Annotated in this window: 21 protein-coding genes; 15 read left to right on the forward strand and 6 right to left on the reverse strand. The window is 44.5% G+C overall.

All coding sequences use genetic code 11. From position 1 onward, the window contains the following. Positions 1-184: 184 nt before the first annotated feature. The 3 genes from AB1Y31_12140 to AB1Y31_12150 all read right to left on the reverse strand — a co-directional run bounded on the left by AB1Y31_12140 (position 185) and on the right by AB1Y31_12150 (position 2,263). Entirely contained in the window at positions 185-1,129 is a 945-nt protein-coding gene (locus AB1Y31_12140; GenBank protein ID MEW4983929.1) for a homoserine kinase, read from the reverse strand. Between the two features lie 21 nt (positions 1,130-1,150). Next, positions 1,151-1,492, reverse strand: coding sequence for a DUF2782 domain-containing protein (locus AB1Y31_12145; protein ID MEW4983930.1), 342 nt, complete (start codon positions 1,490-1,492; stop codon positions 1,151-1,153). 93 nt (positions 1,493-1,585) lie between these two features. Continuing rightward, entirely contained in the window at positions 1,586-2,263 is a 678-nt protein-coding gene (locus tag AB1Y31_12150; protein MEW4983931.1) for a TIGR00730 family Rossman fold protein, read from the reverse strand. 141 nt (positions 2,264-2,404) lie between these two features. On the opposite strand from AB1Y31_12150, the gene polA reads away from it, so the two are divergent. Next, positions 2,405-5,134, forward strand: coding sequence for a DNA polymerase I (gene polA / locus AB1Y31_12155; GenBank protein ID MEW4983932.1), 2,730 nt, complete (start codon positions 2,405-2,407; stop codon positions 5,132-5,134). 234 nt (positions 5,135-5,368) lie between these two features. Here polA and yihA read toward each other — a convergent pair whose 3' ends face one another. Next, complete coding sequence (gene yihA / locus AB1Y31_12160) at positions 5,369-5,992, reverse strand: ribosome biogenesis GTP-binding protein YihA/YsxC (protein ID MEW4983933.1); 624 nt, start codon at positions 5,990-5,992, stop codon at positions 5,369-5,371. Positions 5,993-6,151: 159 nt separating this feature from the next. Here yihA and AB1Y31_12165 point away from each other — a divergent pair, with 159 nt between their 5' ends. The 5 genes from AB1Y31_12165 to AB1Y31_12185 all read left to right on the forward strand — a co-directional run bounded on the left by AB1Y31_12165 (position 6,152) and on the right by AB1Y31_12185 (position 11,000). Next, the gene (locus tag AB1Y31_12165; GenBank protein ID MEW4983934.1) at positions 6,152-6,454 is read left to right on the forward strand and encodes a c-type cytochrome; all 303 of its coding nucleotides are present in this window, start codon (positions 6,152-6,154) and stop codon (positions 6,452-6,454) included. Positions 6,455-6,475: 21 nt separating this feature from the next. After that, complete coding sequence (locus AB1Y31_12170; GenBank protein MEW4983935.1) at positions 6,476-7,084, forward strand: c-type cytochrome; 609 nt, start codon at positions 6,476-6,478, stop codon at positions 7,082-7,084. Positions 7,085-7,169: 85 nt separating this feature from the next. Beyond that, positions 7,170-9,161, forward strand: a complete 1,992-nt coding sequence (locus AB1Y31_12175) for a cytochrome c biogenesis protein ResB (protein ID MEW4983936.1) — start codon at positions 7,170-7,172, stop codon at positions 9,159-9,161. Between the two features lie 9 nt (positions 9,162-9,170). Further along, entirely contained in the window at positions 9,171-10,346 is a 1,176-nt protein-coding gene (ccsB, locus tag AB1Y31_12180; protein MEW4983937.1) for a c-type cytochrome biogenesis protein CcsB, read from the forward strand. 24 nt (positions 10,347-10,370) lie between these two features. After that, a complete protein-coding gene (locus AB1Y31_12185; GenBank protein MEW4983938.1) occupies positions 10,371-11,000 on the forward strand; it encodes a thiol:disulfide interchange protein DsbA/DsbL in 630 nt (209 codons plus the stop codon). Between the two features lie 13 nt (positions 11,001-11,013). Here the strand turns inward: AB1Y31_12185 and AB1Y31_12190 are convergent, their stop codons facing one another. Further along, on the reverse strand, positions 11,014-11,463 hold the full coding sequence (locus tag AB1Y31_12190; protein ID MEW4983939.1) for a DUF4124 domain-containing protein: 450 nt from the start codon (positions 11,461-11,463) through the stop codon (positions 11,014-11,016). 181 nt (positions 11,464-11,644) lie between these two features. Here AB1Y31_12190 and AB1Y31_12195 point away from each other — a divergent pair, with 181 nt between their 5' ends. From AB1Y31_12195 to AB1Y31_12235, 9 genes are all read left to right on the forward strand, one after another. After that, the gene (locus AB1Y31_12195) at positions 11,645-13,375 is read left to right on the forward strand and encodes an acetolactate synthase 3 large subunit (protein MEW4983940.1); all 1,731 of its coding nucleotides are present in this window, start codon (positions 11,645-11,647) and stop codon (positions 13,373-13,375) included. Next, a complete protein-coding gene (gene ilvN / locus AB1Y31_12200; GenBank protein MEW4983941.1) occupies positions 13,372-13,866 on the forward strand; it encodes an acetolactate synthase small subunit in 495 nt (164 codons plus the stop codon). Before AB1Y31_12195 ends, ilvN begins: the two co-directional genes overlap by 4 nt. Positions 13,867-13,929: 63 nt before the next feature. Further along, positions 13,930-14,946: a ketol-acid reductoisomerase gene (gene ilvC / locus AB1Y31_12205; GenBank protein ID MEW4983942.1), complete on the forward strand. Its 1,017-nt coding sequence runs from the start codon at positions 13,930-13,932 to the stop codon at positions 14,944-14,946. Positions 14,947-15,055: 109 nt separating this feature from the next. Further along, the gene (pssA, locus tag AB1Y31_12210) at positions 15,056-15,805 is read left to right on the forward strand and encodes a CDP-diacylglycerol--serine O-phosphatidyltransferase (GenBank protein MEW4983943.1); all 750 of its coding nucleotides are present in this window, start codon (positions 15,056-15,058) and stop codon (positions 15,803-15,805) included. Then, complete coding sequence (locus AB1Y31_12215) at positions 15,802-16,464, forward strand: uracil-DNA glycosylase (protein MEW4983944.1); 663 nt, start codon at positions 15,802-15,804, stop codon at positions 16,462-16,464. Before pssA ends, AB1Y31_12215 begins: the two co-directional genes overlap by 4 nt. A 5-nt stretch (positions 16,465-16,469) precedes the next feature. Continuing rightward, positions 16,470-16,970, forward strand: coding sequence for a ribosomal protein S18-alanine N-acetyltransferase (gene rimI, locus AB1Y31_12220; GenBank protein MEW4983945.1), 501 nt, complete (start codon positions 16,470-16,472; stop codon positions 16,968-16,970). Between the two features lie 77 nt (positions 16,971-17,047). Then, positions 17,048-18,619, forward strand: a complete 1,572-nt coding sequence (locus AB1Y31_12225; protein ID MEW4983946.1) for a peptide chain release factor 3 — start codon at positions 17,048-17,050, stop codon at positions 18,617-18,619. Positions 18,620-18,628: 9 nt separating this feature from the next. Then, positions 18,629-19,333 (forward strand): MBL fold metallo-hydrolase, encoded by a 705-nt coding sequence (locus tag AB1Y31_12230; protein ID MEW4983947.1) that lies wholly within the window; start codon positions 18,629-18,631, stop codon positions 19,331-19,333. A gap of 9 nt (positions 19,334-19,342) precedes the next feature. Beyond that, complete coding sequence (locus tag AB1Y31_12235; GenBank protein MEW4983948.1) at positions 19,343-19,531, forward strand: (2Fe-2S)-binding protein; 189 nt, start codon at positions 19,343-19,345, stop codon at positions 19,529-19,531. Here the strand turns inward: AB1Y31_12235 and AB1Y31_12240 are convergent. Beyond that, the gene (locus AB1Y31_12240) at positions 19,528-20,184 is read right to left on the reverse strand and encodes a thiopurine S-methyltransferase (GenBank protein ID MEW4983949.1); all 657 of its coding nucleotides are present in this window, start codon (positions 20,182-20,184) and stop codon (positions 19,528-19,530) included. The two genes, AB1Y31_12235 and AB1Y31_12240, sit on opposite strands and share 4 nt — an antisense overlap. Between the last annotated feature and the right edge of the window lie 3 nt (positions 20,185-20,187).

Genomic DNA, 20,187 nt, shown 5'->3' on the forward strand with positions numbered 1-20,187 from the left:
TGCCGCTTAGTATTGTTGAATACAAAAAAGAGTGTGTTGCAAACGGCTTGTTGCGAGAAGCTATGCCGATTCGGAAAATTCTAGTCTCAGGGGTTAGAAACAGAGCAATAAACGGTGTTGTAAGGTGATTGATTTATTCGCGACTCATAGGCAAGAATGAAGCCGAGACAGTGCTGGAGGAGTTTTACTCTAAGCGGTAATTGTCGGGGAGTTCACGTCGGGCCATTAAAATACGCTTCATGGCATCGGGGTCCTTAAGGTGCGTCATTTCACCTTCTTTTGGGAAGTGCACATCGCGTAACCTTGATAACCAAAAGCGAAAGGCAGCGGCGCGTATGACGATCGGCCAATGGGTAATTTCGCTTTCAGTCAGTGGTCGAACGGCTCTATAGGCCGAGATAAAAGCCTCGAAGCGTTCTTCGTCTAATTGACCGTCAGACGTGGCGCACCAGTCATTCACGGCAACGGCGATATCGTAAGTAAAATAGTCGTTGCAAGCATAATAAAAATCAATAATGCCAGATAATTTATCGCCAGAAAACAAGGCGTTATCGCGGAATAAGTCGGCATGGATGACGCTTTTAGGTAAATCTAACGCATTGTATTGAGCCTGAAACGCCAGTTCGTCGCGGATAAGCTCAGCGCAGTCGGCGTTAATCAGAGGTATTAACAGTTCGGCGGCTTGCTGACGCCAATTCGCGCCGCGACTATTGTCACGATGAATGTCGAGTTTTAAGCTGGCTAGGTGGAGCTTTGCCATCGCTTGGCCGATGACAGCGCACTGCGTTGGGTTCGGTGATTCAACGTCACTACCGGCTAGTTTTTCTACAAGAGCGGCAGGTTTGCCATTTAAGGTTGATAGGTAAGCGCCGTCATTATTGCGAATCGGTTGGGCGCTTGGTACGCCATTGGCGGACACAAAGGCCATAACGGTTAAGAAGTAGGGTAGTTCTTCTGCTTTTAACTCTTCAAAAAGCGTTAATACGTATTCACCGGAGGTGGTGGTGACAAAATAATTGGTGTTTTCAATGCCCGAGCTGATACCTTGAAAATCAACCAGTTCACCTAATGAGTAGCTCTTTAAATGAGCAACCAGTTGGGTGCGCCCAACAAGCGTATAAACAGACATTAACTGAAAGCCGTACGATACTTACCAGCTAAACAGTAACCATTGAGGGATGTTCATGCCCTTCTCAAGTTCTGATCGACGTGTTTCTAAATTGCCATCACCATCGGTGTCGACCATGTAGTAAGCGGGTGCATTTTTTGGTGAAATTTTAATCATGTAGACATTACCGTTAACGCTATATTCGGTAATGGTTTTTGTTTTTTTGCGGGTAATCGTAATGTCGGGTGACATGTTTTCACCGCTAACGATTTGAGAAGGTAGCTCAGGGGGCTCAGGGACAATGGCTGGTTTAATGTCTTCTGCCGCAGAATTCGATGTATACATAAAAAGTAAAGTTAGAATAACGGGTAATAGGCGGCGCATGTTTTTTCCTTTGAGCTAGAGTGCAGGTTACGTCCTAATTATGCCACTATCTGTTGAGTTTTGCACAATTTGGCGTGGTTGTTATGGCTGGCGTTAGAGTTCAAGCAATACTTCCTCTTCTTCGGCAGAAGGTGCAAACCCCCGTTGTTCGTAGAAGTCAAAAATAGCGGTTAAAACTTCATCCGGTGTTTCGCAAATTTGAAAGAGCTCAAGATCTTCCGTTTTGATGGTTCCAGCGTCTAGCAAGGTCGTTGAAAACCAATCAATTAAACCACTCCAAAAGTCCTTGTTGACCAGAATGATGGGGATTTTTCGTGATTTACCCGTTTGAATTAGGGTCAGAATTTCAGCTAGCTCGTCTAATGTGCCAAAGCCGCCGGGTAATACGATGTAGGCGGTGGCATATTTAACGAACATGACTTTGCGCGCAAAAAAGTGCCTAAAGTTTAGGCTGACGTCTTGATAGGGGTTAGCTTGTTGCTCATGCGGTAATTGAATATTTAAGCCGATACTCGAAGAGGAGCCTTTGAATGCGCCTTTATTGGCTGCTTCCATGATGCCGGGGCCGCCGCCACTGATGACGGAAAATCCGGCATTCGATAATGCCAGAGATATAGCTTCGGCGCGTTGATAGTCGGGATGGTCGTCTTTAAGTCGGGCGGAGCCATAGACGCTCACAGCAGGCCTGATGTGTGAGAGTTGTTCGAAACCATCTACAAACTCGGCAATAATCTGAAATATTTTCCACGCTTCACGTTTTTGCTTATTCATCTGACGCCCTCGTTTTTCATAACATGATGACTTATAGCCACAAGGCATAAGTCTCATTGAACCAAAAGAAAATTACTTTTGGCTAATTCGGCTTTATACAGACAGTATAATCGGCAATATAAAAATTATTGGATACTTTTGATGACTGAAAAAACGCTGGTGCTAGTTGATGGCTCTTCTTACTTGTTTCGTGCGTACCACGCATTGCCGCTGCTGACCAATTCAAAAGGCGAATACACCAATGCTATTTTGGGTGTCACGAATATGCTGAAAAAGCTGGTGGCCACTTATCCAGAGGCTTATTTAGGCGTGATATTCGACGCGCCGGGCAAGACATTTCGTAACGATATGTACCCAGAATACAAGGCGAATAGAGCGTCCATGCCAGAAGAGTTGCGAGAGCAAATAAAGCCTTTGCATGAATTGATAAAAGCGATGGGCTTGCCGCTTGTGATGGAGTCTGGTGTTGAGGCGGATGACGTGATTGGCACGCTCGCCAAGCAAGCTGAAGCAGCAGGACTTAAGGTGGTTATTTCTACCGGCGATAAAGACATCGCGCAAATGGTGACAGATAATATTTCATTGATTAATACGATGAATAATCAGTGGCTAGATATTGAGGGTGTAAAAGAAAAATTTGGCGTGCTTCCTGAGCAAATCATTGATTATTTAGCGTTAATGGGCGATACCTCTGACAATATTCCGGGCGTGCCAAAGGTGGGGCCTAAAACGGCAGCAAAATGGTTGAATAAATACGGCTCACTGGATGAATTAATAGCCTGTGCTGACGAGGTGAAGGGCAAGGTTGGTGAAAGCCTGCGCGAGCATCTTGATGCTATTCCCTTGTCAAAGCAGTTGGTGACGATTAAATGCGATGTGCCATTAAATGAAGCGCCAACTGACTTGCTTCGAGTCGACGTTAATGCAGAGGTTTTGCGCGACATGGTGAGTCATTTTGAGTTTAATTCGTGGTTGAAGCAACTGGGCGCAGGAACTGTCACAGCCACGGCGGCTAACACGATGCCGCAAGAAGCAGATGACGACCCGCTGCCGCCAGCAGTGGAATTAAAGGTCGATACGGTTCTTGATGAGGCGAGTTTTAACGGTTGGTTAGAGAAGTTGTCTAACGCACCTTTGTTTGCCTTTGATACGGAAACGACCGACTTGGATTACACCAAAGCACTGATTGTGGGTGTTTCCTTTGCCGTTGAAGCGGGGCACGCGGCATACGTGCCGTTAGCGCATACCTATCCGGGCGCGCCAGAACAGCTCTCTAGGCAATGGGTTTTAGATCAATTGAAACCGCTGCTGGAATCTGAAACCACGCATAAAGTCGGTCAAAATCTTAAATATGATGCGAACGTGCTGGCAAATCACGATATTCGCTTGGCTGGGATTCAGCACGATACGATGCTTCAGTCATACGTTTTAAATAGCACGGCAACGCGACACAATATGGATGCGCTAGCAGAGAAATATTTAGGCCAGCAGACCATTCATTACGAAGACGTGGCGGGTAAAGGTGCAAAGCAAATTTGCTTTGATCAAGTGCCGGTTGAAATAGCAGCTCCCTATGCCGCTGAAGATGCAGACATTACATTACGTTTGCACCAGCAGCTTTTCTCTAAGTTAGAAAAAACTGAGGCGCTAGAAAAGGTTTATCAGACGATAGAAATGCCGTTAGTGCCGGTGTTGGCAAGAATGGAGCAAAGCGGTGTGTTGGTGGATGAGCAGATGTTGCTTCAGCAAAGTGCTGAGTTAGCATCGAAGACCAAAATACTCGAAACGCAGGCGCACGATGTTGCTGGTCAACCGTTTAATTTGGGTTCGCCAAAGCAAATACAAGAAATTTTGTACGACAAATTAGGCTTGCCGGTTCTAAAAAAGACACCGAAAGGTCAGCCATCAACCGCTGAAAGTGTATTGCAGGATTTGGCGTTGGACTTTCCATTGCCGCGGTTGATTCTTGAGCACCGTAGTCTCAGTAAGTTACGCTCGACCTATACCGACAAGTTGCCCAAGCAAATTAACCCGGTAACGGGTCGTGTACATACGTCGTATCACCAAGCCGTTGCCGCGACGGGCCGCTTGTCTTCGTCTGATCCAAACTTGCAAAATATTCCTGTGCGCAGTGAGGAGGGACGACGAATTCGCCAAGCCTTTATCGCTGATCAGGGTTATACCGTATTGGCGGCCGATTATTCGCAAATTGAATTGCGAATTATGGCGCATTTGTCACAAGATGCCGGGCTGTTGCAAGCTTTTAAAGAAGGCTTGGATGTTCACAAGGCCACCGCATCGGAAGTATTTGGCGTGCCGCTCGATCAAGTCGAAACGCACCAGCGCCGCTCTGCCAAGGCGATCAACTTTGGTTTGATCTATGGCATGTCGGCGTTCGGTTTGGCTAAGCAGCTAGATATTGACCGTGGTGCTGCACAGGGTTATATCAATTTATATTTTGATCGCTACCCAGGCGTAAAAAGCTATATGGATGAGACGAGGGAGTTGGCGCGTGAGCAAGGTTATGTTGAAACCTTATTTGGTCGGCGCTTATATTTACCCGACATTAATGCGAAAAATGGTCAACGTAGGCAATATGCTGAAAGAACGGCGATTAATGCGCCGATGCAAGGTACCGCGGCAGATATTATTAAATTAGCCATGTTGTTGGTTGATGATTGGTTGCAAGTGGATCAGCCGCCGGTACGGATGGTGATGCAGGTGCACGATGAATTGGTGTTTGAAGTTGAAAACAGTTATTTGGAGCGGGCTAGCGATATTATTCGGCAAAAAATGAGCGAGGCGGCTGCGCTGGATGTGCCGCTAGTTGTCGACGTGGGTACTGGGAAGAACTGGGATGAGGCCCACTAGATAAAACATAGCGTTGGGAAAACAAGTGCTTTTACGTGGTAGTAAAGTGGGTGGATAGAAATAAAGGTTTTGTTGAGCTAAAAGCAGTAAAAAATAAAAAGTGAACTTTTTGAGAAAGATTTAGTCAAACAGCCGTATCTAGTTAGATATGCTTGCTCATATCTCCCCCTCCCCTTGAGCAAGTTCTTTCGGTTAGCTATAACCGAATTCTGAAGCCCTAGGCTGTTTTTGGCTCTAGGGCTTTTTTTTGCTTATAATTTCTGCCACATTTAGGTGTTCATCTAACCAATTATGTATCTGCTCTATGCCTTCCTTTTTAAGAGAGGAAAATAGCTCCACTTGAACGTTGGCGGTCGAATCTTTAAGTAGTTTTTGAACAGCAAATAAGGTGTTTTTAGCGCCATTGCGATTGAGTTTGTCGGCTTTTGTTAGCGCCACAAAAACATCTAAATTTAAATGAGCGGCATAATCGATCATTTGTATATCGAATTCACCTAGCGAGCGACGAATATCGACCAGTAAAACCAGTCCATTGAGCGCCTTTCTTTTTTCCAAGTAACGTTCAAGCTCTTTTTGCCATTTTTGTTGAACGCTCGGTGGCACTTTAGCGTAGCCATAGCCGGGCAAATCCACTAAGCAGCGCTGCTCATCAAGTTTGAAATAAACAAGCTGTTGAGTTCTGCCGGGCGTTTTGCTGGTTCTAGCGAGGCTTTTTTGATTGGTCAGTGTGTTGATGGCGCTTGACTTGCCCGCATTTGACCTACCGGCGAAGGCGACTTCGTATTCGATGCCTTCAGGGGTGGTTTTTAGATTGGGAGCATTAAGCAGGTATTCGGCGCGGTGATAAAGGGGGTTCATATTGAAAGTTTGGCTAGAAAAGTGCTTTATTGTACCGGAGTGAGGAAATGCAGTGTGTATAACAACAAATGTGCTAGAAAAAGACTAAACTTGAAGTGGAATTATTGTAAAATCAGCAGCTGAATTTAGCGTTAAGCGAAATATAGCGAGGAAATAAGGGTGAATAAAATTTCATTGGCGGTAGTAGTGTTGGCCTTATTAGCTTCTGCTCAATCATGGGCAGGCGATGCAGTAGCTGGTAAAGCAAAAGCGGCGCAATGTGCCGCGTGTCATGGTGCTGCAGGCATTAGCCCAATGGGGCTTTACCCTAACTTAGCGGGGCAAAAGGAACAATACTTGGCAAAGCAGATAAACGACTTTCGTTCAGGGTTACGTAAAGACCCAACGATGCAAGCGATGACTAGTGCGCTATCTGATGATGACGTGGCAAACCTTGCTGCGTATTATGCCGGTATTAAATAAAAATCAGTTTAGTTGGAAGGAATGATGAAATTAAATATATTTGTGATTTGTTTTTTTACTGCATTAGTATCAATGGATGCTTTTGCTGTAGGTGATGTTGAAGCTGGCAGAGCAAAAGCTGCGATGTGTGCAGGTTGTCATGGGCAAAATGGTAATAGCTCAAACCCAGTATGGCCAAAACTAGCCGGCCAGCATGCGTTTTATATTGAAAAGGAGCTGCATGACTTTCAAAACAAAAAACGTACCGACGCAACCATGGCGCCGATGGCGGCGGGTTTGAATGATGTTGATATTGAGAACATAGCCGCTTTCTTTGCGAGTGTTCCTTCAACCGTTGAAGCGGCGAGTGCCGATAAAATCAAATTGGGTGAAAAAATCTACCGTGCTGGAAAAGTTGGTAATGGCTTGCCTGCTTGTATCGCTTGTCATGGGCCTAATGGTGCCGGTAGTGCGCCTGCGCGGTTCCCTCGTATCGGCGGTCAACATGCGGCTTATTTATCTAAAGCACTGAAAGATTTCAAAGCAGAAACGCGTGATAATGATCACCAAGCGATGATGCGCGATATTGCTGGACGCATGAGTAACAAAGAAATTGAGGCGGTTTCGTCATATATTTCAGGATTACACTAGGTCAACGTATTCTTCAAAAAAGGGCAACTTTGTTGCCCTTTTTTGTTTTAGGTTAATGTGAGTTACAAAGCTCATTAAACTTTTTATGAATAATCAATCAGTGACACCCACAGAGACGCTTCCCCCTAGAACATCGGCATTGTTGTTGAAGTTTCTTGGTTCGATGAACTTGGCGATAACGCTATTGGTGGGCCTATCTATCGCCGCCATCATAGGCACAGTGTTACAACAAAATCAGCCCTATACCGACTACATCATAAAGTTTGGCCCTTTTTGGTTCGAGGTATTCAATCAAATTGGTTTGTATGACGTTTACTCGTCGAGTTGGTTTTTGTTTATCTTGTTTTTCTTAGTTCTTTCAACCAGTACGTGTATTTATAGAAATGCGCCGAATATGTTGCGTGAGATGCGTGAATATCGGCAAAATATCCAGCTCAAAACATTGGAGAATTATTCCAATACGCACCGTTGGGCGCTTACGCAATCAATGGAAGATATTCAGCATGTGGGGAAAAAGATATTTTCGCACAATGGCTATAGCGCAAGATTAAAAGACGGCGATGGCTATACCTTGATTTCGGGCATGAAGGGAGGCGGTAGTCGGCTAGGCTATATCCTTACTCATATGGCGATCGTGTTGATCTGCATCGGTGGTTTGATTGATGGAAATGCCATTTTAAAGGCGAGAGAAATGCTGGGGCAAATTGCGCCAGAGACAAGAAATATTGCCGCTAGTGATGTGCCTGAAATTAGTCGCCTAGGGGTTAATAACCAGTCTTTTCGCGGCAGTGTTTCGATTCCAGAGGGTCGTCAAACCGATGTTTTGTTTCTTAATTATAAAGACGGCTACCTCGTACAAGAGTTACCGTTTTCGGTTGAAGTAAAAGATTTTAGAATTGAGCATTATGATAGTGGTCAACCAAAATCCTTCGAAAGTGATTTAGTTGTACACGATAAACGCTTGGAGCAACCGTTAGAGCAAACTATTTCCGTTAATCACCCGTTAATCTACGACGGTTATTCTATCTATCAAGCGAGTTTTTCTGATGGCGGTTCTGAGCTAGAGTTGTTAGCCTGGCCATTGATGGGTGCGGCTAAGGCAACAAGAAAGATAGAAATTAAAGTGGGTGATGAGTTGGAAATGAACTTATATAGCAATCCTTGGATTCTAGAAACCTCTGATTTTCGTTTGTTTAATATTAATCCATCAGAAGACCCGACTAAAAAATTCAAAAATGCAGGGCCCAGTGTGCAGTTCAAAATGCGCAATAAAACAGGGGAGGCAAAAGAATTTTTAAACTATATGGTTCCAGTGGAAAGAGACGGGGCTTTTTATTATTTGAGTGGTGTGCGTGGATCACCTGCCGAAGAGTTTAGGTATTTATATGTGCCTGTCGATGATAAAGGTAGGATTGATCGGTTTATGAAGTACCTACACGCGCTTGCAGATGAGGAGTTGTTGCAAAGAATGGCGGCAGAGCAAAATTTTGCGGGGTCTTCCTTGCCATCAAAAGAAGCGGCTCAGCTTAATAAAGCAATGGTTAGTTTAGTGGGTTTGTTTGTTGAAAATGGCATGCAAGCCGTGATTACTCAAGTCGAAAAAAACGTGCCAGCAGAGAAACGAGAAGAAGTATCAAAGCTGTATATTAGGGTTCTGCAGCAAATATTGGGGGCCGTGTATGTTGATGTGCTGACCGAAGAGGGTGTTGATGTTAGTTTAGGTGTGGATGAAAAGAAGGCGGAGTTTTTTGATGCGGCGACAGCAGCGATTGGAGCGATTGGTCGCTATGGTTCACCCGTTTATTTTCAATTGTCTAGTTTTGTCCATCATCAGGCCAGTGGCTTGCAAATTGCCAAAGCGCCTGGAAAGAACTTGGTTTACCCGGGTTGTGCAATGCTGATTTTGGGCGTATTTTTAATGTTTTATGCACCTCAGCAGCGATTGTGGGCTTGGTTAGAGCAAACGGATGACGGTGTGACGTTTGTTCTGGCGGGGCATGCTATTAGAAACAAGCTGGACTTTTCCAAGCAATATCAACAGATACAAGCACAGTTTGATCGTGTTTTAACGAGTTAGGGTACCGATATGAATAGTACGCACGCAGCCTTGCAGCATGAGCTAGATCAGCAATCTTTTTGGAAATGCTTAAGCGTTTTTGATTGGGTATGGGCGGTGATCGTTTTGATAGGCACCGGTTATGCCTATGCTAGCTATGCCGCTTTAATGGACGGCTATGAAAAGGGTATATTGGTTTCAACGGGTGTTAGTTTGGTTGCACTCGGCTGGCACTGGAAAGAGATTAGAGGGTTGTCACTGGCCGTCTTTGTGTTGAGTATTTTTGGCGTGAGTCGATATGTTAATGGGCTTGCTGATGCCGAAGTGGATTTCTTTTTGAGATTCCTTGTGTCTAGCCAGTCGGCGATTATGTGGATGAGTGCATTGTACGTGCTGGCAACGGTAACGTACTTTATTGCATTTTTCACACGCTCAGAGTTCTCAGGAAAAGTGGCCAGTGCGATGACGTGGTCTGCAACAACAATGGGTTTAGTGGGCCTAATGATTAGGTGGCGTGAGTCCTACCTCATTGGTTTGGATGTGGGGCATATTCCCGTTAGTAATTTATACGAAGTCTTTATTCTGTTTTCAATTATTACTGCCTTATTGTATTTATTTTACGAGCGTCGTTATCAAACGCGGATGTTGGGTGGTTTTGTCTTGTTAGTGATCAGCGCTGCGGTTGCTTTTTTGCTCTGGTACGCCTTTGATAGGGACGCGGCTGATATTCAACCGTTGGTGCCAGCTTTAAAGAGCTATTGGATGAAAATTCACGTGCCAGCTAACTTTGTTGGCTACGGTGCTTTTGCGTTGGCGGCGATGGTGGCGACGGCGTATCTTATTCGTGTGAAAGCCGAGCAGAATGATCCGAACGGTATAGCCATGACCTTGCCCGCGCCGGACATCCTTGATGATCTGATTTATAAATCCATTGCGTTGGGCTTTGCGTTTTTCACCTTGGCCACTATTTTGGGTGCCTTATGGGCCGCCGAAGCCTGGGGTGGATATTGGTCCTGGGATCCAAAAGAAACTTGGGCGTTAATCGTTTGGTTAAATTATGCGGCTTGGTTGCATATGAGATTAACAAAAGGCTGGCGAGGTAAGCCGATGGCGGTATGGGCGATAGTGGGTCTTTTTGTTACATTATTTGCCTTTTTAGGGGTGAATATGTTTTTGTCAGGGTTACATTCATACGGTGAGCTTTAAGGCTGGCTATTTTAGGAGATGGAAATGCGTAAGTTTTTGATATTATTTGGGGTATTTATTGCGTTGTTCGGTGGGTTCGCAGTTGCCGCTGAAACTTTTGATGAAGGCATTGATTATGAGTTGATAGAGCCTGCTCAGCCAACTGATGATCCCGATCGTATCGAGGTGGTGGAAATCTTCTGGTATGGCTGTCCGCATTGTTACCACTTCGAGCCTACTTTGGAAACTTGGGTGAAAAGTATTCCACAAGACGTGGATTTTTATCGCTTACCCGCCGTTTTTAATGATCAATGGGAAGTCCATGCACGGGCTTATTTCACGGCAGACATTTTAGATGTATTAGAGCACTCGCATGGGGCGCTATTTCATGCGCTACATGGAGAGAAGAAAACGATTAATACCGTTGCTAAACTAGCGGCCTTTTATGCGCAGTATGGCGTAGAGGAAAGCTTGTTTAAGAAAACCTATCACTCGTTTGTTGTAAATACTAAAGTAGCTAGAACGAAAGAGATGGTCCAGCGCTACGGAGTAACGGGCGTGCCGGCAATGGTTGTTGAAGGCAAGTACTTGATAACCGGCTCAATGGCAAAGAGTTATGGGAATATGTTAAAAATCATCGATTACTTGGTCGAAAAGGAAAGAAAAGCCAAGTAAGTCGAGTTATTTGCTAACGGCAGTTTTCGTTGATAAATGCATTGAGCTGTTCACGCTGTAGGTTTTTGTCTTCAGCGGTGAACCGAGCATAGTTCCCTTCCGCATCTTTATACAAACGGTTGCCACCATAATCTAGCTGAGCAAGATTTTCTTTGCTCGTCTCACATCTTTCTTGGCGCCGTGCTTGTTTGATGACTTCCTGTTGACGTTTGTCACTAGCCGCTTTTCGCTCGGCATTTGACTTGGAAATTTCATTGGCGCTGTCTTGGATAGACTGTTGTGCTTGCTGGCTCTCAACAACCGTCTGTGATTTAACAACAATTTTTTGGCGTGCTATAGATTTGTTTTTTGGAGGGGTTTGTCCGTAGTTGGTGGTGCCTTGCTCATCGACCCAATGGTAGATGGTTGCATGAGTTAGGCTGCTAGAAAGTAAGAAAATACAAACCATTAAAGTGCGATACATACTCAACTCCCAGTGTCTTATGTATAAATTAGGTGTTCTATAAGCAAGTATATAGTACTTATTGAGTAATGAAAGAACTTGACCAACCGCGCAAAAATTAGTATTTTGTCGAGTTCGATTGCGCGTTGTAATCAGATCTGTTTTAGATCGAATAAAATCATTTAAATTTTGGAGAATCATTGTGGAGCTAAGTGGCGGTGAAATCGTCATCCAATCCTTGAAAGACGAGGGTGTGGAATACGTGTTTGGGTACCCGGGTGGGTGCGTACTGCATATATATGATGCTATTTTTAAGCAGCAAGATGTCAAACACGTGTTGGTCCGTCATGAACAAGGCGCTACACATGCTGCTGATGGTTATGCACGTTCATCCGGTAAGCCTGGTGTGGTGCTAGTGACATCTGGCCCAGGGGCGACAAATGCGGTAACAGGCATTGCTACGGCCTATATGGACTCGATTCCAATGGTAGTTATTACTGGGCAAGTACCCAAGCCTGTTATTGGTACGGATGCATTCCAAGAGGTGGATACCGTGGGTATTACACGCCCGTGCGTTAAACATAATTTCTTGGTGAAAGAGGTTGCGGATATTGCTGAAACGATGAAAAAAGCGTTTTACTTGGCAACCTCTGGTCGACCGGGTCCAGTGGTGGTTGATATTCCAAAAGACATTACTGACCCAAGTATTAAGGTTCCTTATCAGTATCCTGCAGAAGTGAGCATGCGCTCATATAACCCTGTTGTTAGTGGTAATATTGGTCAAACAAGGAAAGCAGTTAAGCTAATTCAAGCAGCCAAACGCCCAGTTATATATAGTGGCGGTGGTGTTATTTTGGGTGAAGCCAGTGAAGAGTTGAGGGAGTTGTGCCATACCTTGAATTTCCCAGTGACCCAGACATTAATGGGTTTGGGCGCATTCCCTGGAACAGATGTGCAGTCAATGGGCATGTTGGGAATGCACGGCACGTACGAAGCAAATATGGCGATGCACGATAGTGATTTAATTATCGCCATTGGCGCGCGTTTTGATGATCGCGTTACCGGTAAAATCGCCGATTTTTGCCCGCACGCAAAGATCATTCATATTGACGTAGACCCCGCCTCTATTTCAAAAACAATTACGGTTGATGTGCCGATTGTTGGGCAAGTTAAACCCGTCTTATTGGATATACTTGCGCAATTGGAGAGTTTAGGCGAAACTTTTACTCGTGAGCGTATTGGCGCTTGGTGGGATCAAATTGATGAATGGCGTGCAATGGATTGTATGGCGTATGACAAAGACAGCGGTACCATCAAGCCGCAGTATGTTATTGAACAGTTGTATAAAGTGACTAACGGTGAAGCGTTTGTTACCTCGGATGTTGGGCAGCACCAAATGTTTGCCGCGCAATTCTATCCGTTTGATAAACCACGTCGTTGGATTAACTCCGGCGGTTTGGGCACTATGGGCTTTGGCTTACCTGCCGCAATGGGCGTGAAATTCGCAAACCCCGATGCCGATGTTGCTTGTGTAACAGGTGAGGGCAGTATTCAAATGTGTCTGCAAGAGTTATCCACCATGTTGCAATACGACACGCCGGTAAAAGTGATCAACTTAAATAATGGTTACTTAGGTATGGTGCGTCAGTGGCAGGAATTCACCTATAAAAGCCGTTATTCACATTCGTATCTTGAAGCCTTACCCGATTTTAAAAAATTGGCTGAAGCGTATGGCCACGTGGGCATGCAAATCACTAAAAAGGAAGATGTTGAACCAGCGTTAAGAGAGGCATTTGCAATGAAAGATCGTACGGTCTTTATGGACTTCTTAACGGATACAAAAGAAAACGTGTACCCGATGATACAAGCAGGCAAAGCGCATAACGATATGGTGATGGCGCCGAGTTCAAAATATAAAAGGATACTGGCATGAGTCGTCAGCATATTATTTCAGTGTTACTGGAAAATGAAGCGGGTGCTTTATCGCGAGTTGCGGGTCTGTTTTCTGCTAGAGCGTACAATATCGAGTCGTTAACAGTCGCACCAACGTTAGACCCTACTTTGTCGCGGCTAACGTTGGTAACGGTTGGTAATGATGAAACGATTGAGCAAATTAAAAAACAACTGAATAAGTTAATAGACGTCGTTAAGTTGATTGATTTATCAGAGTCTTTTTCATTAGAACGTGAACTTGTTCTACTGAAAGTGAAAAAGACGGATGCGATGCTGCAAAAGATTGATAACTTAGGTAGCGGCTCATTGGCGCGTGTTACCGATGAAACAGATGGCTATTTAATTATTGAATTGTCGGGTGAAAAAGTTTGGTTAGATGACTTCTTGTCTTCTTTGGAAGGTGAGGTACTTGAGGTTGTTCGTACAGGTGTTATAGGTCTTTCTCGTGGAGAGAGATCGCTAACGCTGTAATCCATGAAGTGTGGTGTCTTGCGTTAGCAAGGCGATTAAATTTTAATAACATTAGGAAAAAAAATGAATATTTATTACGATAAAGATGCTGATCTTTCTATCATCAAAGGTATGACGGTTGCAGTGATTGGTTACGGTTCACAAGGCCATGCGCACGCAAACAACTTGAAAGACTCAGGCGTTAATGTTGTTGTGGGTTTAAGAGCAAGTTCTTCATCTGTTGCCAAGGCACAAGAAGCAGGACTAGAGGTCAAAGAAGTAGCCGCTGCAGTAGCGAGTGCTGACTTGGTAATGATCTTAACGCCAGACGAATTTCAATCTCAGCTATACACAACTGAAATTGAGCCAAACATTAAGCAAGGTGCGGCATTAGCATTTGCTCACGGTTTTGCTATTCACTATAACCAAGTTGTTCCACGTGCTGATTTAGACGTTGTGATGATTGCGCCTAAAGCTCCGGGCCATACAGTACGTAACGAATTCAAAAATGGCGGCGGTATTCCAGATTTAATCGCTATTTTCCAAGACGCTTCAGGCAAAGCAAAAAATATCGCTTTATCTTATGCATCAGCCATTGGTGGTGGCCGTACAGGTATCATCGAAACTACATTTAAAGACGAAACTGAAACTGATTTATTTGGTGAGCAAGCCGTTCTATGTGGTGGCGCAGTTGAGTTAGTAAAAATGGGTTTCGAAACCTTGGTTGAAGGTGGTTACGCTCCAGAAATGGCGTACTTCGAATGTTTGCACGAACTTAAATTGATCGTTGATTTAATGTACGAAGGTGGCATCGCCAACATGAACTACTCAATCTCAAACAATGCTGAGTACGGCGAATACGTCACTGGCAAAAAAGTGATTAACGACGAGTCTCGTGAAGCCATGCGTGAAGCGCTTAGAAATATTCAAAATGGTGAATATGCTAAACAGTTCATCGTTGAAGGCGCGACCAACTACCCATCAATGACAGCGAACCGTAGAAACAATGCGGCTCACCAAATTGAGCAAGTGGGTGGTAAATTGCGTGAAATGATGCCTTGGATTACTGCAAACGCATTAGTAGATAAGACTAAAAACTAGTCGATTCTGAGTTGCTAAGAAAGGCGGCCGTTTTAACGGCCGCTTTTTTTTGTCATCAACACTTGATGCTAGGCTATACTAAAAACACTACTAGCGGAGTTAGTTCTGGATGAAACAAACAAAAAAAGCACCATCAAAAGGGCTTTATTTACTACCAAATTTATTTACAACGAGCGCTTTATTCGCTGGTTTTTATGCGATTACGGGTGCTGTTAATGGTCACTTTGAAATAGCGGTTATTGCGATCTTTATTGCCATGGTGTTGGATGGCTTAGATGGTCGAGTGGCGCGAATGACGAATACCCAAAGCGAGTTTGGCGCGCAATATGACAGTTTGGCAGACTTGGTTTCTTTTGGCGTGGCGCCTGCAGTTGTAGCGTATTCATGGGGCTTAGCATCATTGGGCAAGTTTGGTTGGATGGTCGCTTTTGTGTACGCAACTTGCGGAGCACTACGTTTGGCTCGTTTTAATGTGCAACACAATACAGCGGATAAACGTTATTTTCAGGGTCTGGCCAGTCCCGCCGCTGCGGCGTTGGTCGCCGGTTATATTTGGCTGATGGAAGACCATCAAATTTCCGGTACGGCAGCGGTGTATGGTTTGCTGTTGGTCACTTTATTGTCTGGCTTACTCATGGTCAGTAACATTCGTTACCATAGTTTCAAAGAAATAAACTTCACGGGTAAGGTACCATTCGTGGTGGCGGTGATTGTTATGCTGGTATTGGCGCTGGTGTACGCTGCGCCACCGTTAGTCTTATTTGTTGTTTGTTTAGCGTATGCCCTGTCAGGGATTGCCCTAACGATGAGTTTATTGCGTCGTAAAAGGCGTGACAAAAAGGCCGATAAGGCTGAATGACGACGTCAGCTAGACAATTAGAATATCTGGATACCTTAGGTATTCAGGTTTGGGTGGAGAGAGACAAACCAGCAGAAAGAGAGCCTGAAAACCTCAATTTGTCGACCAGTGCTGAAAGCCTTTCTGAGCTTTACACCATAGCTGAGCAATGCCAGCGTTGCGAGGCCGCAAAAACAAGAAAACAAGTGGTGTTCAGTGACGGCCCGATGCAGGCGGATTGGCTCATCGTGGGTGATTTTCTTTCCGAACAAGATGAATCGCAAGGGCAGCCGTTTACTGATAATGCCGCCCGTTTATTATCGGAGGTGCTGTTAGCCGTTGGTGTGAATAAACAAGCAAGGTATTTAACCACCAGTGTTAAATGCCATTCAGCAGGGGCATCCTTCGAAACGACAGAGCTAGCATCTTGCCGCCCCTACTTGTTGCGTCAAATAGAACTAGTCAAGCCAGCGGTGATAGTTGTATTGGGCGAAAAGGCAACGCAAAGCTTGCTTAAAACACCCAAGCCATTAAGTGCGCTGTTTGGAGAAGTGCAGGAAGTCGATGATATTTCTGTTCCTATCGTAGCGACTCATCACCCGTTGCATTTACTCGCTGAGCCTTTAGCTAAAAGGCAGGTGTGGGCGGATATTCAATTAGCGAATAGTCTCATTAAGTAACCGGCATGTGGGAGAAATTAAAAACATTATTGGGCTTTGTTGAAAAGCGGGCCCTGTATGTAAGGCCGCTAACAGAGCAAGACCTTGCTGATGTTATGACCATAGAACGAAAAATGTATAGTTATCCGTGGAGTGAAGCCATTTTTAGGGATTGTATAAAGATTGGCTATTCAAACTGGGCGCTTATAAAAGATGAGCAATTTATAGGGTACGTTATTTTATCTGTTGCGGTTGGTGAGGCGCATATTTTAAATATTTGTTTGGACCCTGCGTATAAAGGCAAAGGCTTGGGGCGGAAGTTTCTTGAGGAAGTGTTAATCGTCGCAAAGAAAAAAAATGCTGAGAGCGTCTTTTTAGAAGTTCGCCCGTCAAACACCGCTGCGGTTAATTTGTATAAAAAGGCTGGTTTTAAACAGATAGGGCAACGGAAAAACTATTATCCAGCGGCAGAAGGCAAAGAAGATGCCATTGTGTTTTCGTTGGATATATCCTCTCATACGGTTTAAAAAGAACGGCTAAGCATTATTAGCTAACTAAGGCTTGCCGTATAATGCAAGCTCATTATTGTACCTAGTTAATCAGCATGCCTAACGAATTCAAGAAACGGCGCACTTTTGCCATTATTTCCCACCCCGATGCGGGTAAAACAACGTTGACCGAAAAACTATTGTTATTTGGCGGCGCAATTCAGGTGGCGGGCTCTGTGAAAGGCCGAAAAGCGTCACGTCACGCAACGTCCGACTGGATGGAAATGGAAAAAGAACGTGGTATTTCAATTACCACGTCGGTGATGCAATTCGAGCATAATGAAAAATTGTTGAACTTGCTGGACACACCAGGACACGAAGACTTTTCAGAAGATACTTATCGCACACTGACCGCAGTTGACTCCGCCTTAATGGTCATCGATTGCGCCAAAGGTGTAGAGGCTAGAACCATTAAGTTGATGGAAGTTTGTCGTTTACGCGACACGCCCATTATCACCTTTATTAACAAGCTTGATCGAGAAGGCCGTGACCCACTTGAGCTGATTGACGAAGTCGAGTCTATTTTAAAGATTGAGTGCGCACCGATGACTTGGCCAATTGGCATGGGTAAACGCTTTAAAGGTGTTTACCATATCTATAAAGATGAGGTGCACGTTTTTAGCCCAACCCACGGCGGTAAAATTGCGACGGGAGAAATATTCAAAGGTCTGGATGACCCGAAATTAAAAGAGCTGGTCGGCGATGAAGTGGAAGACTTTTTTGAAGAGCTCGAGCTAGTTAGAGAGGCCAGTACACCGTTTGATATAGAGGCTTATTTAGCGGGTAAACAAACGCCGGTCTTTTTTGGTTCTGCGGTCAATAACTTTGGCGTTGGCGAGTTATTGGACGCATTTGCGGAATACGCACCAGAGCCCCAATCGCGGCAAGCGGTTGAGCGAGAAGTGCTGCCTGAAGAGGATAAATTTTCAGGCTTTGTCTTTAAAGTACAAGCGAACATGGACCCAGCACACCGAGATAGAATCGCATTTATGCGTATTTGTTCGGGTGAATATGCGCATGGCATGAAAATGAGCCATGTGCGGATCGCTAAAAACATTCAAGTAGGCCATGCCATTACCTTTCAAGCGGATAGCCGTAAAAATGTAGAGCAAGCGTTTGCCGGCGATATTATTGGCTTGCATAACCATGGAACGATCCAAGTAGGCGATACTTTTACGCAAGGTGAAAAATTAAAATTTGGAGGCATCCCTTATTTTGCGCCAGAATTATTCCGCCGCGCAGTGTTAAAAGACCCGTTGCGCATGAAAGCGCTTCAAAAAGGCTTAACGCAATTAACCGAAGAAGGTGCTACTCAATTATTTAAACCATTAAGAAATAATGATTTGATATTGGGTGCGGTGGGCGTGCTACAGTTTGAAGTGACAGCGCAGCGCCTTAAAAGCGAGTATAACGTTGAGTGTGTATACGATAACGCCCCCATAACAACGGCGCGTTGGGTGAGTTGTGATGACCCGAAGAAATTTGAAGAGTTTAAAAAGAAGGCGCATGACAGCCTAGCAGAGGATGGCGGCGGTTATCTGGTATATTTAGCAAAGACTAGGGTGAATTTGTCTTTAACGCAGGAACGCTGGCCAGACATCACTTTTAGCGCAACGCGTGAATTATAGGAGCAAGTTATGACCGATAAGCAATACACAATTGATGCATTAGAACTGGGGCCAATGGAAAACTTTGTTTACTTGATCCAAGATCACGCGAGCAAAAGAGTAGCAATAGTCGACCCAGCTTGGGACGTGCCGAAAGCGATTGAGTTGGTTAACCAACGCGGCTATAAGATTACGGATATTTTATTAACCCACAGCCATCACGACCACATTAACGGTATTTCAGATGTACTGAATGAATTTGATGCAGAGCTTCATCTGCTGAAGGAAGAGGCCGATTTTTGGGGCGAGCATGACGGTACGCCGAGCTTGCACCACGGTGGCGATGAAATTATGTTGGGTAAGACACCGATTAAGATGTTGCATACACCGGGGCATACGCCAGGTTCCACCTGCTATCACGTAGATGATCAGCTGTTGACGGGCGATACAATGTTTGTGTTTGGCTGTGGGCGTTGCGACTTTACAGGGGGCGACCCAGAGGTGATGTTTAAAACCCTAAATAAGATCCGAACGGGCTTACCGGCATCGACTACTATTTTGCCGGGGCACAATTACGCGATTAAGAAAACATCGACCTTGCAAGAGCAAATCAAAGGCAACCCATTTTTGCAGCACCATAATGTGCAAGATTTTATTCAATATCGAATGCATACGCCAACACGTAAAACACCTTATGAAGCAGAGCAACATGTGGCTTGTGATCATGATCACTAACGGCTACTGATGTATGACTTCCAAGACGATGACGTCATTTGTAGTTGTAAGCAGGTATCTAAGAAAAGGTTTTTAGCGCTCGTTCAACAGCAGCAACTAACAACGCTTGATTTAGTCAGAGAAAAAACAGGTATTAACGTGGCCTGTGGTATGTGTATTGTGATCGTTGAAAAGTTATTGCTGGAACACACCAGCTAACGTTTTTCTATTACGAAGACGTGCTCAAATAATGAGCTGAGCCCTCTTTCCTTAAAGCGTTGATTTTGTTCAATAATCGATGCTGATTCCAAGCGCTTTATACGGTAATGGCTATCTAATAAATCACTAACTTCACTGGGCGATACGGCAAAAGGTGGACCGTTCATCAATTGTTGGTCGTAATCAAAAGTAATGAGCAAGCGTTTGTGAGGGAAGCTGAAAAGTTCGTCGAGCTTTTTAACGTACAGTTTTCTCATCTCAGGTGGAAAGGCAACCAATGAGGCGCGGTCATATATCAGCGTACAATCGGCTATATCGACTTGCTCTAGTTGAAATATGTCGCCGCAAAATATGTGTATATTTTCTGCCTGATATAAGGAAAAATGCTCTGATTGTATAATCTCCGGAGTCATACCGTTGCTAGCAAAGAAGTCCTCTACGGCTTTTTGACTCAGTTCAATACCTACTACCTTTCTGCATTGCTGGGATAACCATAATAAGTCCAACGATTTGCCGCATAAAGGTACAAAAATAGAGTCGTTTTCTGACGCGTTAAGCGATGGCCAATGCTCTAACAAGAAAGGGTTAAGGTCTTTTTTATGAAAGCCAATTTCACCCAAAGCCCAGCGTTCGTGCCAAAACTTTTTTTTCATATC

Source organism: Cycloclasticus sp., assembly GCA_040743155.1.
Classification (GTDB): domain Bacteria; phylum Pseudomonadota; class Gammaproteobacteria; order Methylococcales; family Cycloclasticaceae; genus Cycloclasticus.

What these genes read in the sequence shown, in the direction of transcription:
- AB1Y31_12235 (MEW4983948.1), top strand. Translation starts at nt 19,343, where the DNA reads ATGTATGACTTCCAAGACGATGACGTCATTTGTAGTTGTAAGCAGGTA.
- AB1Y31_12170 (MEW4983935.1), top strand. Translation starts at nt 6,476, where the DNA reads ATGATGAAATTAAATATATTTGTGATTTGTTTTTTTACTGCATTAGTA.
- AB1Y31_12240 (MEW4983949.1), bottom strand. Translation starts at nt 20,184, where the DNA reads ATGAAAAAAAAGTTTTGGCACGAACGCTGGGCTTTGGGTGAAATTGGC.
- polA (MEW4983932.1), top strand. Translation starts at nt 2,405, where the DNA reads ATGACTGAAAAAACGCTGGTGCTAGTTGATGGCTCTTCTTACTTGTTT.
- rimI (MEW4983945.1), top strand. Translation starts at nt 16,470, where the DNA reads ATGTGGGAGAAATTAAAAACATTATTGGGCTTTGTTGAAAAGCGGGCC.
- AB1Y31_12150 (MEW4983931.1), bottom strand. Translation starts at nt 2,263, where the DNA reads ATGAATAAGCAAAAACGTGAAGCGTGGAAAATATTTCAGATTATTGCC.
- AB1Y31_12215 (MEW4983944.1), top strand. Translation starts at nt 15,802, where the DNA reads ATGACGACGTCAGCTAGACAATTAGAATATCTGGATACCTTAGGTATT.
- pssA (MEW4983943.1), top strand. Translation starts at nt 15,056, where the DNA reads ATGAAACAAACAAAAAAAGCACCATCAAAAGGGCTTTATTTACTACCA.
- AB1Y31_12175 (MEW4983936.1), top strand. Translation starts at nt 7,170, where the DNA reads ATGAATAATCAATCAGTGACACCCACAGAGACGCTTCCCCCTAGAACA.
- AB1Y31_12225 (MEW4983946.1), top strand. Translation starts at nt 17,048, where the DNA reads ATGCCTAACGAATTCAAGAAACGGCGCACTTTTGCCATTATTTCCCAC.
- ilvN (MEW4983941.1), top strand. Translation starts at nt 13,372, where the DNA reads ATGAGTCGTCAGCATATTATTTCAGTGTTACTGGAAAATGAAGCGGGT.
- ccsB (MEW4983937.1), top strand. Translation starts at nt 9,171, where the DNA reads ATGAATAGTACGCACGCAGCCTTGCAGCATGAGCTAGATCAGCAATCT.
- AB1Y31_12230 (MEW4983947.1), top strand. Translation starts at nt 18,629, where the DNA reads ATGACCGATAAGCAATACACAATTGATGCATTAGAACTGGGGCCAATG.
- AB1Y31_12190 (MEW4983939.1), bottom strand. Translation starts at nt 11,463, where the DNA reads ATGTATCGCACTTTAATGGTTTGTATTTTCTTACTTTCTAGCAGCCTA.
- yihA (MEW4983933.1), bottom strand. Translation starts at nt 5,992, where the DNA reads ATGAACCCCCTTTATCACCGCGCCGAATACCTGCTTAATGCTCCCAAT.
- AB1Y31_12145 (MEW4983930.1), bottom strand. Translation starts at nt 1,492, where the DNA reads ATGCGCCGCCTATTACCCGTTATTCTAACTTTACTTTTTATGTATACA.
- AB1Y31_12140 (MEW4983929.1), bottom strand. Translation starts at nt 1,129, where the DNA reads ATGTCTGTTTATACGCTTGTTGGGCGCACCCAACTGGTTGCTCATTTA.
- ilvC (MEW4983942.1), top strand. Translation starts at nt 13,930, where the DNA reads ATGAATATTTATTACGATAAAGATGCTGATCTTTCTATCATCAAAGGT.
- AB1Y31_12185 (MEW4983938.1), top strand. Translation starts at nt 10,371, where the DNA reads ATGCGTAAGTTTTTGATATTATTTGGGGTATTTATTGCGTTGTTCGGT.